Origin of the sequence: Janthinobacterium breve (assembly GCF_051380895.1) — a bacterium.
In the GTDB taxonomy this organism is placed as follows: domain Bacteria; phylum Pseudomonadota; class Gammaproteobacteria; order Burkholderiales; family Burkholderiaceae_D; genus Janthinobacterium.
In genome coordinates, this window is record NZ_JBNYXY010000011.1 from 158,465 (window position 1) to 174,831 (window position 16,367).

Consider the following 16,367-nt stretch of genomic DNA (forward strand, 5'->3'; position numbering starts at 1 on the left):
ATCGGTTATCCTTGCGCCATGTTGAACCTCATTCTGCTTGAAGATGAAGCCGTGCTGCGGCAGGAATTGACCGAATTTCTCGGCGACTGCGGTTATCGCGTGACCGCCGTGGCTGACCTGGCCGCGTTTCACGCCTGTTACGCACCGGCGCTGCACCGTGTCGCCATCATCGACCTGGGCTTGCCCGACGGCGAAGGCATGGTGCTGGTGCGCGCCTTGCGGGCGCAGGGGCAGCCCATCGGCATTGTCGTGTTTACGGCGCGCGGCACGACGCGGGACAAGGTGAACGGCCTGGGCGGCGGCGCCGATTATTATCTGCCCAAGAGCGCCGACCTGGATGAACTGGCGGCCACCCTGAGCGCGCTGGCGCGGCGCCTGGGCGAACCGGCCGCTGCCGTCATCGCGGCGCCCGTCACGGCCTGGGTGCTGGAACTGGGGCGGCGGCGCCTGTTGCCGCCCGGTGGCGACGCCATTGCGCTGTCGCAACAGGATGTGACGGTGCTGCACGCCCTGATGGCCGAACCGGAGCGCATCGTCAGCCGCCAGCAGATCGTCCAGTCGCTGGGCGAGGATTTCCTCAGCTATGACCAGCGCCGCCTGGATACCCAGATCAGCCGTTTGCGCCGCAAGGCCGAGCAGGCCACCGGCATGACCTTGCCCATCAATACCGCCCGCAATGCCGGTTACCGGTTTTATGCCGACGCGCAAGTGCGTCCCTGAACGTATCCTTGTCACGCCTTGGTGGGTGTGGATAAGCCTGTCGATAAGTGGTGCAAAAGCCTGTTGGCAAGCTGTGTGAAAGCGGTGTGAAAGTCATGCTACTTACCCTGGCAAGTATTGCCGCCGATACGCGGGGACGCGCTTGCCGGCTCCGGCGGCGGCTCGCCAGCCTCTTCATTGAGAAATATCGGCGTGGCATCACATATGAGCAGATATTGCTTGTGTATAAACCTGTGCAAAAGTGCCGTATAAGCGGTGCGCAAGGCGCGTATAAACATGTGGGCAAGCGGTGGATAATCGACTGATGGCAAATCAGACGGCGATGCGTGTCTCGAACTTGCTGCGAAACGTGGAAAAATAGCTTTTGACGTTGCGCACATTGGCGTGCGCGGCAAACAGGCGGTGCGCCAGCGCGTGATACGCGGGCATGTCGGCCACCTGCACCATCAGCACGAAATCGGGACCGGGCGAGACGCGGTAGCACTGCAGCACGGCGGGCTCGCCCGCCACGAGCTGCTCGAATTCCACCATGCGTTCCGCCGCCTGCACATCGAGCGTGATTTCCACGATGGCCGTCAGGCGCGCGCCCACCAGCTGCGGCGCGACGATGGCCACCTGCCGCTCGATCACGCCGCTTTCTATTAGATGCTTGACGCGCCGCAAACACGTGGGCGCCGAGACATGCACCGAGCGCGCCAGCTCACTGTTGGTTTGCGATGCATCAATTTGCAAGGCGTTCAGGATGCGACGATCAATCTCGTCGAGGGTAATGTTGTGTTCGCTCATGATTTTGATGAATTGAAAAATATATCGAGTTTAAATGAAATAATATTTCATAGCAAAATAGTGGTGAAATATTCAGTCAAAAATATACTGATTTAGAAAGCATATTTCATGCACTCTGCATTAGCATGCATGCATTGATTAACTTAGACAGAGGTTTCCATGTGCGGCATCGTCGGCGCGGTAGCGCAACGTAATATCACTCCCATCCTGCTCGAAGGCTTGAAGCGCCTGGAATACCGCGGCTACGATTCCTGCGGCATCGCCCTGCACGCCGATGGCCGTTTGCAGCGTTCGCGCTCCACTTCGCGCGTGGCCGAGCTGGAAAAGCAGATCGCCGAAGAAGGCTTGAGCGGTTTTACGGGCATCGCCCACACGCGCTGGGCCACGCATGGCGCCCCTGTGTCCTTCAATGCCCACCCGCACTTTTCCCCAACGGAAGAGAACGCCCGCGTGGCGCTGGTGCATAACGGCATCATCGAAAACCATGACGAACTGCGCGCCGAACTGACGGCCTTGGGTTACGTCTTCCAGAGCCAGACGGATACGGAAGTGATCGCCCATCTGGTCGAGCACATGTACAACGGCGATTTATTTGAGACCGTGCAGCAGGCCGTGAAGCGCCTCGATGGCGCATATGCGATCGCCGTCTTCTGCCGCGACGAGCCGCACCGCGTGGTGGCCGCGCGCCAGGGCTCGCCCCTGATCGTCGGCCTGGGCAATGGTGAAAATTTTGTGGCGTCCGACGCCATGGCGCTTGCCGGCACGACGGACCAGATCATCTACCTGGAAGAAGGCGACGTGGTCGACCTGCAACTGTCGCGCTGCTGGATCGTTGACGTTGATGGCAAGCCCGTCGAGCGCGAAGTGAAAACCGTGCATGCGCATACGGGTGCGGCCGAGCTGGGTCCGTACCGCCACTACATGCAGAAGGAAATTTTTGAACAGCCGCGCGCCATCGGCGACACGCTCGAAGGCGTGACGGGCATCATGCCGGAATTGTTCGGCGACAATGCCTATGCCATCTTCAAGCAGATCGACCGCGTCCTGATCCTCGCCTGCGGCACCAGCTCGTATGCGGGCATGACGGCCAAATACTGGATCGAGTCGATCGCCAAGGTGCCCGTCAGCGTTGAAGTGGCCAGCGAATACCGCTACCGCGACAGCGTGCCGCACCCGAACACCCTGGTTGTCACCATCTCGCAAAGCGGCGAGACGGCCGACACCCTGGCCGCCCTGAAACATGCGCGCAGCCTGGGCATGCTGCATACCTTGACCATCTGCAACGTGGCCACCAGCGCCATGGTGCGCGAATGCGCGCTGGCCTACATCACGCGCGCCGGCGTGGAAGTGGGCGTGGCGTCAACGAAAGCGTTTACGACGCAGCTGGCGGGCCTGTTCCTGCTGACCCTGTGCCTGGCGCAAGTCAATGGCCGCTTGAGCGAAGAGCAGGAAGCGGCGCACCTGAAAGCCATGCGCCACCTGCCCGTCGCCATCGCGTCCGTGCTGGCGCTGGAACCGCAAATCATCGCCTGGTCCGAGGAATTTGCACGCAAGGAAAACGCCCTCTTCCTGGGCCGCGGCATGCACTACCCGATCGCCCTGGAAGGCGCCTTGAAACTGAAGGAAATTTCCTACATCCACGCCGAAGCGTATCCGGCCGGCGAGCTGAAACACGGCCCGCTGGCCCTGGTGACGAATGAAATGCCCGTCGTCACCATCGCGCCTAACGACGCCCTGATCGAAAAGCTGAAATCGAACATGCAGGAAGTACGCGCCCGCGGTGGCCAGCTGTACGTCTTCGCCGACGTCGATTCGCGCATCAGCTCCGGCGAAGGCTTGCACGTCATCCGCCTGCCCGAGCACTACGGCGACTTGTCGCCGATCCTGCACGTGGTCGCGCTGCAATTGCTGGCGTATCACACGGCGCTGGCGCGGGGCACGGATGTGGACAAGCCACGCAATCTGGCGAAGTCGGTGACGGTGGAGTAAGCAGGCCGGGTGCTGCCCCTGGCCACTGTCGATAAATAAAAATGTTTGACACAACGTAAAAAAGTTTGACACAACGTAAAAAAGTTTGACACAAGAAAATTGGGCGAATTCGAGACCCAGAGCCGCCGAGTCGGCCCAAGTGGTCAAGTTGTTGGCGTCGACCGAAAATTGACTCAGGTGTTCTACCACTCCTGCCTAATTATTAGGCGGGATAAATAATAGGTGATCACCAAGGAAATGTTAGGCAAGGTCCGAAGGATGCTCCTGCGCGATAAGCTGTCGCTGTTACGTGCAAATAGCCGCAGGCGCATCTGAATCAAGGCGCAGACCCTGCGGTTCACTTCCTTCGCCGAACTCAATGCGTGGCTGGCCCAGCGTTGCCGCGCACTGTGGGGTTGTAAGCCGGAATCGCCGAAGTTCCCGTTACCTCAACTCCAGCCCGTCTAGGAGTGTGGTCAAGTCGATTAACTTGTCGCCGCTCTGGAAAGTGTAGTGCCCGTTGAGCAGAATATGCCTTCAGGCTGCCGGCGATAGCTGGAAGATTAGCTCAACGGCCTTGGCGTTGCCACTCGCCTCGTACTTCGTCAGCAGCTGCGACAAGATGGCAGAGTTGTAATAGATGATCGCATAGGCGATCAGCCTGACGCATTGGTTGCTGATCTCAATTTCGATGTCGGCGCGACCGAATAATTCCTTTTCCCCGCCGACGTGCGCGATGGTCGAGCGTAGCTGGTGGTAGGACTCGATGCGGTTCTGGGAGCGAAGCACGTTTCGTTCCAGAAGCAGCTTGTTCCAAGTTTCCTCGCCGAATTCCGTGCTAACGGCTTGCTCAAGAAAATTGAAAACGATGCCTTTCATATAGCCATATAATGTTAAAATTTAAGCAATTATATTAGAAATTAGAAACCATATTTAAAGCTGTTCTCAGTTGGCAATGGCACCGTTGGCAACCAACGGCACTTGGCGTACAGCTACGGCTTTTGTTGTGACCAATCGCGGTGCTAACTTGACAGAAGCGGCCGTGGTGGCAATCTGCCGCAGCGGAACCCTGTCCTTGCCCAACGCTTCCTGCCCAACCTTGAAGATGCTGACCACCTCGGCCAGTGCTGAAGCTTGCTCCTGCAGCGAGCCCGCTGCCGCTGCCGCTTCTTCGACCAGCGCCGCATTCTGCTGGGTAACTTCATCCATTTGCGAAATTGCGGAATTGATCTGCTCGATACCCAGGGTTTGCTCTATGCTGGCCGAGGCGATTTCAGACATCATATCGGTCACGCGCGTGATTGAATGCACAATCTCAGCCATGGTCACACCTGCCTGGTCGACAAGCTTGCCGCCGGCATCGACCTTGTCGACTGAGTCGGTGATTAGAAGCTTGATCTCCTTGGCCGCTGCGGCCGAGCGCTGCGCCAGGTTGCGCACTTCGGATGCAACGACCGCAAAGCCGCGGCCTTGTTCACCAGCGCGCGCCGCTTCCACTGCGGCATTCAAGGCCAAGATGTTGGTCTGGAATGCGATGCCGTCGATGACGCCAATAATGTCGACGATTTTGCGTGATGATGCGTTAATCGAGGCCATCGTGTCGACCACTTCTGCTACGACCGCGCCGCCGCGCACCGCCACCTCCGCAGCCGACACCGCCAGCACGTTAGCTTGGCGAGCATTGTCGGCGTTCTGTTTAACGGTGCTGGTAAGTTCTTCCATCGACGAGGCTGTCTCTTCCAGCGCGCTTGCCTGCTCCTCGGTGCGCGACGACAGGTCCAGGTTGCCGGCCGCGATATGATTCGACGCCGTGGCAATGGTATCGGTTCCGGTGCGTACTTCCTCAACGATCGTGACCAACGAAGCACGCATCACTTCCATGGCGAACAGCAGGCTGTCCTTGTCGCCACTACGTAGCTCGACCGCCCGGGACAGTTCGCCGGCAGCAATGGTGCCGGCGACATCCACCGCGTAGCTCGGTTCGCCACCGAGTTGCCGGCTAAGGCTTTGGGTGATCCACAAGGCAATGGCAATGCTGACGCCAAGGCTGCACAGAACAAATATGATCATGAGCATGCGGCTTTGCTGATAGACTCGGCCGGCCTCAAGGGCTTGAGCAGCTGAAATATTCTCCTTTTGACTTGCAATTTCCGTCAGTTTTTCGTCGAGAAATTTTGCGTTCTGAGAAAGCTGACCGAACAGCAGGTCGACCGCGGCACTTTTTCCCTCTGGGCTATCGTTCTGAAGTAATATATTTATTTGCGCGCGAATCGCATCATATTCCCTCAGTCCTATGTCGAGCTCGCGGAACATGGCTTTCGCTGCGTCAGCCGTAAACAAGGGGCGGGCCACACCGAGTCTTTCTCCCAAGGTTTTCCTGGCGTCGTCGGTCGCTATTCCGAACTGGACACGCTCTTCCGGGGTACGGGCAAGTAACTGATTGCGCACGGCGCGCCCGATATATATCAGGTTGATGTTAACTTGCTTGGACGCCGAAATACCCAGCAAGTTCTGCGCATAAGCACGCTCGGCCAACTGGTTCATTTTGGTCATGTTGACGATGCCAATGACCGCGACAAGCGCGCCCAGAAAAGCGACCAGCAAGAATCCGGTCAGCAAGCGCGCGCGCACGGTGAGTTGTATAAACATCGGTGTCTCCTGTTACGTGGATAGGAAATACATTTTTACGCGGCGAGCTTGTGGATCACGCTGATGTCATCGCTCGTCATCAATTTTTCGATATCGACCAGAATAAGCATGCGCTGGTCTACCGTGCCCAAACCGATCAGATAGCCGGTATCAATCGCGTTGCCGAACGTTGGTGCGGGTCGTATCTGCTCAAGCGTGAGCGTCGTTACGTCCGATACACTGTCAACTACCATGCCCATCACGTTGCCCTTGATGTTGAGTACGATCACGATGGTGAACTGGTCGTAGACGGGCGGACCTAGGCCGAGCTTGATACGCATATCGATGACCGGCACGATCACCCTACGCAAATTGATGACCCCTTTTAAATAATCAGGGGCATTTGCTAATCGCGTAACAGCCACGTAGCCGCGAATTTCCTGAACTTTAATGATGTCAAGTCCGTATTCTTCTTGGCCCATCGTGAAAGCTAAAAATGCAGCCGCGCTGTTGATGTCTTGGGCTACTTGCATTTTGAGACCTTGTCGGGTAGTAACGGCAAGGAACGCGAATTGCGTCTGCCTGGTCGCCGTGGGAGTTCGGCGGTAAAGTCGCGTTTTGGTACAAGAGAGCGAGGATAGCGAAGAACGCACTTTGCAAGTTGGGGGATTTCCCTAGGAGCAACAAGAAAATTCCTTGTTTAAGCAAAGTTGCTATGCGGAAACGTCCAGTCCAGCGCCGATTAGCAAGAAAATGATGCACAATGCATGCATGAACATGATGACGCTTTTACAGTGACGCGGCGATGTTAGACCCGCATCCACTCGCCGACATCGATCCGCAGCCGCTGCTGCTGCTTGGTAAGCGCAGCAGCGGCACGGCTGTGTCGATTGAATCGGTCTTGCGTGAGGATGGCTTTTGCGTAGTCGTGGTGGCTGATATGGATGCCGCCGCGGCGGCTATCTCCTTGTGCCCCCCCAGGTTAATCATCCTAGATTTGTCCTCAGGCGAAGCCAATGGCTATGCCTGGGTGCGATCGCTCAAGGCTAATCTGGCAACCGTAAAAATTCCCGTGTTGGTGGTGAGCTCCCATATAGATTCTAGCGCGCCCTTGGACGCGCTGAAAGCGGGCGCCGACGTTTTCTTGATGCATCCGCTCGAGGCTGAAGAACTACGCCTCCGGGTGCGCAATCTGTTGCGTTTAACTGGGGCGTCGCTCCCCCTGTACGTTGAGACGGTTGCGCTGGAGCCCGAGAGCGCGCGGGGGCTTACCGCCGTCGAAGCGCTTCAAGTTGACGTTCTCGATGCGCTGCCTTTCACCGTCGCCTTGCTCGACCTTCAGGGCATTGTAGTCTCTGTGAACCAGGCTTGGCGGACCTTTGCCGATCTCAACGGGATGGCCGCAACGTATAATTTTGGTATTAACAGCAACTATCTCACAGTATGTGAAGCTGCCGGTTTGTTTCCAGAGAATCGCAGCGAAGAAGTGGCGCGCGGCATAAGATTGGTGTTAAGTGGCGCGGAGCACAATTTTTCCATTGAATACCCTTGCCATACTGAGCAACAGCAGCGCTGGTTCATGATGACGGTGTCGCCCCTTGGCGACGGTGCAGAAGGCGCGGTCGTCATGCATATGGAGGTGACCCAGACGTACCTCGCCGAACAATTGTTGCGCGAGAGCGAAGCCCAGTTCCGACAAATGGCCGATAACATCCGCGATGTCTTTTTTCTTGTTGATGCCACAACCTGGAGTGTCCTTTATATCAGTTCCGCCTATGAAGAAATCTTTGGGCGCAGCTGCGCCACCTTGTATGCCGATCCCAATTCATGGACCAGCGCAATGTTGCCGGATGAATGTGCACGTATTGCCGCTGCCTACACAAAGCATCGTAATAGCTCTAACGCACGCTTTGATTGTTTCTTTCAAATCGTACGCCCGGATCAGAAAGTGCGCTGGATTTTCATGATGGTGTTCTCGATCCTGGACGCCGACGGCATTGTCACCCGTATTTCGGGAGTGGCACAGGACATTACGGAAAGCAGAGAGGCGGTGCATGATTTGCGCGAGAGCGAACACCGCTTCCACGAGTTGTTAAACAACACTAGCTTACTATCGGTGATGCTCGACCTCGAGGGCAAGGTCACATTCTGCAATGAAGCGTTACTGCGTCTAACCAGCCGGCGGCTCGATGCCGTCATCGGCGGCGATTGGTTCTCCATCTTCATGGCAGCCGATCATGCTGAGGCAAGGAAGCACTTTCTCGACTTGCTGTCAAACAGTCCTACAACGCTACGCTATGAAGATGAAATCCTCAGGGAAAACGGTGAACGGCGCCTAATCTGCTGGAACAGTTCGGTGCTACATGATCACAATGGCAAGGTGATCGGCACCGCAAGTATTGGCGAGGACATTACCGAGCAAAGAAAATCCGCCACGAAAATTCTAAGTCTGAACGCCAACCTAGAAAAAATGTCAAGCCAGCTATTGCATGCCCAGGAACAGGAACGAATTAGCTTGGCGCGCGAATTACACGACGAACTGGGCCAGCGCCTGGCGCTTTTAAAGATTAATCTACACCATCTGCGCCGCTTCCTGTCCGAGCCAGATGCGCACGAGGCCTGGACGGTAGCTGACGCGGCCGTGCTCACCTTGATTGCGCAGATTCGGGTCATTTCGGTATCGCTGCGACCGCCCTCGCTCGATTACCTAGGCCTTGAACCTGCACTGGAGCAGTTGTTGAAGCGCCAATTTGCGACCGGTGACTGTGGCTATATTTTCGAGTATGCGGGCTTGCCGGCTAAGCTCGCGCCACCCATCGAAATCGCGGTCTATCGTATCGTGCAGGAGAGCATCACCAACGTCGTGCGACATGCCGAAGCCACCTGCGTGGTGGTTGAAGTGAACGGCGGCGAATCTGGCCGCGAACTTGAGTTGATAATTCGCGACAATGGCGTTGGCTTTTCCCGTGTCGCAGGACTCCAAGTACAGCGAGCCGATGGCAGTCGCGGTGGTCTGCGCGGTATGCATGAGCGAGTTGAACTGCTAGGTGGTACTTTTAATGTTGAATCGTCGGCCAACGGCGGCACCCGCGTCATCGTTGCTATCCCGTTGGAAGCGAGATGATGCCAAAGACGACCATCCTACTCGTTGACGATCACGTACTGGTGCGCGCTGGCATTCGCAGCCTGATTGATCAGCTAGACAATTATTCTGTGATCGCCGAGGCATCCGATCCTGATGAAGCCATGCGCGGCGTGGCCCGACAGATTCCCGATATCGTGATAACCGACATCACGATGGGCAAGCATAACGGACTCGACCTGATACGCGTGCTCAAGCAGCAGTTCCCGCAAGTGGCCACTATCATTCTTAGTATGCATGCGTCCGAGGAAATGGTGACGGAAGCGCTGCGGCAAGGTGCATCCGCCTATTTGTTGAAGGAATCGGCACCGGCGGAACTGGAGATCGCACTCGATGCAATTGTACGCCACACCAAGTATTTGAGTCCGGCTGTATCGACCAAAATGATCGAGCGATTTGTCCTGGCCCCGGCAAGCGAGATGAGGCAATTTCAATCCCTGACGGCCCGGCAATTGCAAATCCTTAAATTGATTGTCACCCGAAAAAGCACGAAGGAGATTGCTTTTGAACTCGACTTGAGCGAGAAGACCGTGGCGGCGCATCGATCCCAACTGATGGAACGACTCGGTGTGCGTGACGTCGTCAGCTTGGTACTGCTCGCCGTTAAAAACGGGATGGTGGACGCTGGGGGCTAACGGACGCGTCATAGGTGGCCCATGTCGGGTAGGACGAGAAAAATTCTCGTTGCTCCTAAGAGTAATTCTTGATTCCATGTGGAAACTTCATTGATAATAGATGCGCAGTGACGGCAGCATGCCCTACGACGTAGACTAGATACCGTTGGGGCTATGAAAAACATAGATCAGTATTGGAAGGACAACTCTTGGCGAGAGCGCTCGTGGTCTAATAGGGAACAAAGATGGCCGCGCTTTGCGAAGAACTTGGTGTTGCTAGGTAAACGCTATATCGGCTTGCTTCACCAAACACAGCGCCATCGATGGGCGGACCACGCGCCATGCCAGCAACGCTGTGATCATCAAGAAACGGATATTCGGTTGGAATAAAACCATCGGTGGGCTGCGCAATGCACGCTTTGTCGGCCTGGTAAAGGTGCGCGCACAGACCACGTTCACCTTCGCCGCCTACAACCTGACACGCATGGCGACCATCTTTGGCTGGCGTTTTTCGGAGATGGTGGGATAACTCCGTCCAGTGAAATCTGAAAGTGTTAAAAAGCACCAAAAAACCGCCTAAAAAGTAGCTGAAAACCGGTTTTTAAGCGGCAAGCTGGTTCCAGCCTGAAAAATTTGCATTTCGGGCGACAAAACCCGAAAGACTGTGCTCTTTTTTCAACGCCCTGTTAAAACGTCCCTGATGTCTATACCATGCTCATATATATGATGAGATACATATCCGACATACATGAAATTTGGGTTCGAACCTCTGGTGATCTCATGACCAAAAGCGACCTTGTTGAAGCGACCGTGCGCGGGGGCGAAACTTTAACGGCGCAACACGTGTTAGGGGCGCTGATGGCTGGCCAGCAGAGCCTAGCCGCGAGCGGCGTGGGGTGCAGATGAACGCGCCACCACGCATCATGATCGCAGACGATGATGCGCAGATGCGCGAGTTACTTGTTTCGATATTGCACCAGCGTGGCTATCGCGATATCGTTCATGCCAGTAATGGCACGCAGGCCTATGGATTATTGGCGGACGTGAAGGAGCCGTTCGACTTGGCTCTGCTGGACCTGGAAATGCCTGGCATGAGCGGCCTCGACGTACTAAGCGCCTGTCGCCCCTTACTACCGCATTGTATGTGGGTCATAGTCAGCGGACATAGCGGACTGCCCAACGTGCTGTCGGCCATCAGTGCGGGTGCGCACGGCTTTATTGTTAAACCGTACAGTATGGTAAAGGTCTTCGATATTCTGGACAAATTCGATAACAGGAGCTAGCAATGAAGCAGGTTGCCGGCAACCCACCGGTTGACCACCCGGCCACATACTGCTGGCCAATGGCGAGTCGTCATTCGTATGAAAATTGTGCAGAATAATGCTTTGGTTGAAGTGGCAGATGAGCAATGCAAGTTAATGCGCATGGCGGCGCTGTGCCACCACCGTGCGTGTCAGCGGCGATTTTTAGCATGGAAAATATATGAAAAAGATCGATATATCCGAATTGAGAGTTGGCATGTACGTTGAGGATTTCTGCATGCCTTGGCTGAAGAGTCCCTTCTGGTCTCTTTCTTTGCTGGTGGACACGCCAGATAAACTGGCCAGGATCATAGCAAGTAACATTGTCGAATTGGTGATCGACCCGAGCCGGGGCGTCGACATCGCGCTCGCGCCGTCAGCCGGCGCGGCAACGGCAAAGGCGACGCTATCCAAAGCGGTTCCGTTTCGTTATCCGCCGGTCGTACCGACGTCGATGGCGACCGAACTCGAGCGCGCCGCGCAGCTCTTGACCGAATCAAAAACTGCGGTCAGTTCCATGTTTCATGAAGCGCGCATGGGAAATGCGGTCGCCGCCGAACAAGTGCGGCCCCTCGTTGACGAAATCGCCATGTCGGTCATGCGCAACCCGGATGCCTTAGTCGGCTTGGTTCGGCTCAAACATGCCGACGAATATACCTATATGCATTCGGTGGCGGTATGCGCGCTGATGATTGCGCTGGCTCGTCAGCTGAAGATGCCCGACGCGCAGGTCCGCGAGCTCGGGCTGGCCGGACTCATGCACGATATCGGCAAGATGCTGGTTCCGCAAGACATCCTGAACAAACCGGGGGACCTGACCCAAGACGAATTCACGGCCATCAAGGATCATCCGGAAGCAGGGCACCGGCTGTTATTAGCGGGCAACGACGTGAGCGAAGTAGTGCTTGACGTCTGCCTGCACCATCACGAAAAGATGAACGGAACCGGTTACCCGGCGGGCCTGGCCGGCGACGCGATCAGCGTGGCCGCGCGCATGGGCGCCATTTGCGATGTCTACGATGCGATTACTTCCGATCGCCCATACAAGTCCGGCTGGTGTCCAGCTACTTCCTTGAGCAAAATGATGGAATGGTGTAACGGGCATTTCGACCCAGATATCTTAGGCGCTTTCATCAAATGCATGGGGATTTACCCGGTAGGTACCGTAGTCAAGATGCAGTCTGGTCGCCTTGCGGTGATCGCTGACCACGGCTTGGGAAAGTCCCTGATCGCCCCGACTGTGTGTGTATTTTTCTGCACCAATTCCAAAACCTTACTGGTGCCGGAACTAGTCAATCTTGCTGAGCCGGCCGTCAAAGACAAGATACTCGGACGTGAAGATGCCGCAAAATGGGGCGTCGGCGATACCAGAAGGTATTGGATCAAGCACCCTACCGTATTGTGAGATTTTTTGTTAGCCAGCGCGCTGCCGAAACGATGCATCAATTCATCCGACGCCAGGTTCTCGACAGCAAAAAATGCTCACACGATGGCATGGGAGACAACGTTCTATAACTGGACCGCACGATCGATTGTGGAAGTGAAGCGCGCATTCACGTAGCGTTGCAAGCACGGTCGGTTTGAAATGCAAGCCGTTACACTCATTGCTGGACATCGGGGGAGCCCCTTACGTTCAGTAAATTTAGTTCGTCAAGCCCGAGCAGTTGTGACAGCGCGGCACCCGCCTCGTGCGCGTCGCCGCGCCGCGCCGCCCGCTCGAGCTCGCCGGCGCACAGTGTCAAACCGGGGTAGCCGAACGAGCCAGCGGATCCCTTCAACTGGTGTGCCAAGTCGGCGACCTCGCTCCAGGCTTGCGTGCCAACATCCCGCGCCAGCTGCACCAGCTGCGGCGCCAGCCTCGCCTCAAACGTAGCGCGTAAGGCAGAGTATCCGTCGATTTGCTCGAACTGATTGGCGGCCGCCTTGGATGGGACATCCTGCGCGAGTAAGCGCGCCAGCATTTGACTCAGCGCGCCAAAGTCGATCGGCTTGCCGAGACACTCGTTGCAGCCGGCCGCGCGGTAGCGCTCGACGTCGTCCGCCATCACGTTCGCGGTCAGGGCGACGATCGGTCGGCCGAACCCGGCCACGCGCAGCACCTCGGTAGCCTGGGTGCCGTCCATCACCGGCATCTGCATGTCCATCAAGATCAGGTCGAAACCGCCGACGAGCGCCAGTTCGATCGCCTGGGCACCGTTTTCGGCCACCTCGTAGCTGACGCCAATACTGTCCAGATACGCGCCGATCAGCACACGGTTGTCGGGTCCGTCTTCGGCCACCAACACATGGCCGTGCAAGCGCAGATCGGACGCATGGGCTTGGCGCGCAGTGTCGAGCAGAGGTGGCGCCTCGTTGAGCCACGTACTGGCCGTGGCGAGCTGGGCGTCAATGGCCACTTCAAACACCGATCCATGCCCGAGTTCGCTGGAGACGACCACGCTGCCGCCCATCTTGGCGGCCAGCTGCCTAACCAAGTGCAGCCCCAAGCCGGTGCCACCGTACTTGCGCGCCACCGTGCTGTCGGCCTGAGAAAACGGCTGAAACAGCTGCTCACGGTGGGCATCGGAGATGCCGATGCCGGAATCGACGACATTGCAGGTAAGCTTGCCGGACAGCGGGTCATACCATAGTGTTAGCTTGACCTGGCCGAGCTCAGTAAATTTGATAGCGTTACTGCACAAATTGAACAAGATTTGCTTCCAGCGCGTCGGATCGCCCATCACCAGCGCTGGGAATGGGTATTCGACCTTTATGCCGAAGCCGATACCCTTGCTGGCCGCCTGCGCTCCCATCATCGCGTGCACCCCCTGCACCAGTTCGAGCGGCGAGAACGCGAGGTGCTCGATATAAAGGCGCCCTGCCTCGATCTTGGAAATGTCGAGGATGTCGTTGATAATGTGCAGCAGGTGCTGCCCGTTGCGCAGGATTACCGCGCCGGTGTTGCTGCTCGCGCCCGCCGTCTGCGGCTTGACCATCATTTCGGCGAAGCCGATGATGGCCGTCAGCGGGGTGCGGATCTCGTGGCTCATCATGGCCAAAAATTCCGACTTGGCGCGATTTGCCGCTTCGGCCACCGTTTTTAGCGCCCGCGTCTCTTCCATGCTGCGCTCGCGCCGCGTGAGCAAACGGATCAGCATGATGAACGCGGCCGCCATCGCAAACGCGGCGAAGCCGCCGACCACCGACAGGACGATGGCGAAATGGCGCCACTGGGCCAAGTATAGTTCGTCGGTGACTGTGACGTTGATGATCAGCGGATAATTGTCGATCAGGCGCACCGCGCCCAGCCGCCCGACTTTGTTGCCATCGGCCTTAAACCGCGGCGAGGCGGTCTGCACCACGTCGTGCGACTTCTTCATCTGCTCGATTACCTGATACGACGACCCGCTCATGTTAGGTTTACCCATCAATAAGTCGGTGTGCGGCCAGCGTGCCAGCAGGATGAAGTCGCGCCGGTACAGGCTGACCGTGGCACCGCTGCCCAGATTGATCTTGCTGTAGAAATTGCTCAGGAACGTGCTCGAAAAGCCGACCAGCGCCAGGCCAATGAATTCGCCCTTCGGGCCGTTCAGGCGCTGGCTGAGGTAAAACGTCCACTGGCCATTGCCCTTGTTGCGCACCGGCCTGCTGATGTACACACCAAGTTTCGGCTGCTTGAGATGGGCCTGGAAATAATCGCGGTCGGCCAGATTGATCGCCGGCGCCGGGTGGGAGCGGGTGAAGTTGATGACGTCGCCATTAGCGGCCACGATGGTGACCACGTCGACCTGTGGCAGGCCGCGCGTCTTGTCGCGCATGCTGTTAAAGTGAGCCAGCGAACCCATTTTCTCGCGCAGTTCGGAAGCGTTCACAACATTGTTCGCACGCACGCTTTCGGCGATGCTTTCAAGTACCAAGAAGGCCGAACTGATCTCTTGCGACGTCTGCTCGGCCAACACCAGTGACAGGTTGTCAAGGTGCGCGCGCCATTCCTCGATTGATCGTGCGCGTGAAAACCAGATCGACGAACCGAGCGCAACCAACACGGTGAGCACAAGGAAAACCGCTAGAAAACTTGCAATGTGGCTCGAGCTGGTTTTGGCAGGCATGATTGGCTAAGAGTGGAAGCTGCAGACAGAATTTGAACCGCTGATGTCCATGCATTTTGCCAGTATCTGACAGCGACTCCGATTTTTCGCGCGAAAGTCAAATGGAATCGTATTATCCGGAGCGGAATCGGGTTCATTTATTGCTTTGATGTGCTTACGCATACAGCATTTTCATCCTTTTTTGCAATTTTAACGCCTTGCAGACGAGTTCCCACTCGGCCTGGCCCTTGCTCAGTCCACGGGACAGATCGAGCGAGTGGACAGTATCAATGATGAAGTAGGCAAGGTGGCCTTTCAGCGGCCAGTCTTGCAGCGCATAGCGCAGAAGCATCTGCTGCTGCGGATCGTAGGGAAGATAACTCGTCGGCATCTCATGATAATAACGTCTATCTTGCCTGTTCGGATGACTCAGTTTCTGCCGCGCGCGCTTCTGTCCTTAATTCTGCATAAATAATGGCCAGAGTGGCATAAGTGATGGGAATTTGATGGGGGCAACGCGGAGGTTGCACAATTTGCACATCCTTCTTTGACTCTTAGAAGTGCTTTGCTGATAATTAAATTATTCAAATGCACGCTCCGCGAGTGCAACGATCAAGTTATGGAAACCGTGTACTTGGAGTGTACTGCTCAGACACTGCAAGTGAGAAATCTGAAATCCTTACCGTCCAACACACGGCACAACAGGCTCGCCAATGAAGAAAGAGCTTCGCACCCAATCTTTTACCAATTCATTGTCTGCCAGCCGGAATTTTGGGCGGTTCCCGCGTACAACCCTACTGTGGAACGAATTGTGCCACCTGAAGCATCCGGCCCTGAGCGTGGCCGACGTGCTCGAACAGGAGCAGTCGCAGATGAACTCACGGTCGATCTTACTGCTGACGCGTTGCGGATTGCATAAAGTCGCTCCAGCCCATCCCTGCCAGCACCAAAGTCATCGAGCGCCACGCGTGCACCGTCATCAATTAGAGATCTGCACAATCTGGCTTCATCTCGAATGGGAAAGTGACACCATCGGCCGTGCCCGACGGAATTTGTAGATGATGAATGATGGGGTGTGCGGTCATATTAGTTTCCATGGGAGGTGCGTTGCGATTGTTCTGGCATATGTCAATCCTTTCGG

12 protein-coding genes and 1 pseudogene are annotated in these 16,367 nt (G+C 56.4%); 7 read left to right on the top strand and 6 right to left on the bottom strand.

What is annotated here, in order from left to right; translation table 11 throughout:
* Nucleotides 1–18: 18 nt before the first annotated feature.
* Nucleotides 19–720, top strand: a complete 702-nt coding sequence (locus ACQ4W0_RS22870) for a response regulator transcription factor (RefSeq protein WP_436578830.1) — start codon at nucleotides 19–21, stop codon at nucleotides 718–720.
* Nucleotides 721–1,032: 312 nt separating this feature from the next.
* Here the strand turns inward: ACQ4W0_RS22870 and ACQ4W0_RS22875 are convergent, their stop codons facing one another.
* Nucleotides 1,033–1,506, bottom strand: a complete 474-nt coding sequence (locus ACQ4W0_RS22875; protein WP_436578831.1) for an Lrp/AsnC family transcriptional regulator — start codon at nucleotides 1,504–1,506, stop codon at nucleotides 1,033–1,035.
* Nucleotides 1,507–1,665: 159 nt separating this feature from the next.
* Between ACQ4W0_RS22875 and glmS the strand changes: the two genes are divergently transcribed.
* A complete protein-coding gene (glmS, locus tag ACQ4W0_RS22880) occupies nucleotides 1,666–3,495 on the top strand; it encodes a glutamine--fructose-6-phosphate transaminase (isomerizing) (protein ID WP_436578832.1) in 1,830 nt (609 codons plus the stop codon).
* A gap of 423 nt (nucleotides 3,496–3,918) precedes the next feature.
* Here the strand turns inward: glmS and ACQ4W0_RS22885 are convergent.
* From ACQ4W0_RS22885 to ACQ4W0_RS22895, 3 genes and pseudogenes are all read right to left on the bottom strand, one after another.
* A pseudogene (locus ACQ4W0_RS22885) lies at nucleotides 3,919–4,353 on the bottom strand (Tn3 family transposase).
* Between the two features lie 66 nt (nucleotides 4,354–4,419).
* Nucleotides 4,420–6,123: a methyl-accepting chemotaxis protein gene (locus ACQ4W0_RS22890; RefSeq protein ID WP_436578833.1), complete on the bottom strand. Its 1,704-nt coding sequence runs from the start codon at nucleotides 6,121–6,123 to the stop codon at nucleotides 4,420–4,422.
* Between the two features lie 35 nt (nucleotides 6,124–6,158).
* Nucleotides 6,159–6,635: a chemotaxis protein CheW gene (locus ACQ4W0_RS22895; protein ID WP_436578834.1), complete on the bottom strand. Its 477-nt coding sequence runs from the start codon at nucleotides 6,633–6,635 to the stop codon at nucleotides 6,159–6,161.
* A gap of 272 nt (nucleotides 6,636–6,907) precedes the next feature.
* Here ACQ4W0_RS22895 and ACQ4W0_RS22900 point away from each other — a divergent pair, with 272 nt between their 5' ends.
* The 5 genes from ACQ4W0_RS22900 to ACQ4W0_RS22920 all read left to right on the top strand — a co-directional run bounded on the left by ACQ4W0_RS22900 (nucleotide 6,908) and on the right by ACQ4W0_RS22920 (nucleotide 12,564).
* Nucleotides 6,908–9,226, top strand: coding sequence for a PAS domain S-box protein (locus tag ACQ4W0_RS22900; RefSeq protein ID WP_436578835.1), 2,319 nt, complete (start codon nucleotides 6,908–6,910; stop codon nucleotides 9,224–9,226).
* Nucleotides 9,223–9,879 (top strand): response regulator, encoded by a 657-nt coding sequence (locus ACQ4W0_RS22905; protein ID WP_436578836.1) that lies wholly within the window; start codon nucleotides 9,223–9,225, stop codon nucleotides 9,877–9,879. The genes ACQ4W0_RS22900 and ACQ4W0_RS22905 overlap by 4 nt, the downstream gene beginning before the upstream one ends.
* Nucleotides 9,880–10,213: 334 nt before the next feature.
* Nucleotides 10,214–10,387 (top strand): transposase, encoded by a 174-nt coding sequence (locus ACQ4W0_RS22910; RefSeq protein ID WP_436578837.1) that lies wholly within the window; start codon nucleotides 10,214–10,216, stop codon nucleotides 10,385–10,387.
* Nucleotides 10,388–10,760: 373 nt separating this feature from the next.
* Nucleotides 10,761–11,141: a response regulator gene (locus tag ACQ4W0_RS22915; RefSeq protein WP_436578838.1), complete on the top strand. Its 381-nt coding sequence runs from the start codon at nucleotides 10,761–10,763 to the stop codon at nucleotides 11,139–11,141.
* Nucleotides 11,142–11,340: 199 nt separating this feature from the next.
* Nucleotides 11,341–12,564: a cyclic di-GMP phosphodiesterase gene (locus ACQ4W0_RS22920; RefSeq protein WP_436578839.1), complete on the top strand. Its 1,224-nt coding sequence runs from the start codon at nucleotides 11,341–11,343 to the stop codon at nucleotides 12,562–12,564.
* Between the two features lie 196 nt (nucleotides 12,565–12,760).
* On the opposite strand, the gene ACQ4W0_RS22925 is transcribed toward ACQ4W0_RS22920, so the two are convergent.
* Together ACQ4W0_RS22925 and ACQ4W0_RS22930 are read right to left on the bottom strand one after the other, a co-directional pair.
* The gene (locus ACQ4W0_RS22925; protein WP_436578840.1) at nucleotides 12,761–15,247 is read right to left on the bottom strand and encodes a hybrid sensor histidine kinase/response regulator; all 2,487 of its coding nucleotides are present in this window, start codon (nucleotides 15,245–15,247) and stop codon (nucleotides 12,761–12,763) included.
* Between the two features lie 154 nt (nucleotides 15,248–15,401).
* Nucleotides 15,402–15,617, bottom strand: coding sequence for a hypothetical protein (locus ACQ4W0_RS22930; protein WP_436578945.1), 216 nt, complete (start codon nucleotides 15,615–15,617; stop codon nucleotides 15,402–15,404).
* Nucleotides 15,618–16,367: the final 750 nt, after the last annotated feature.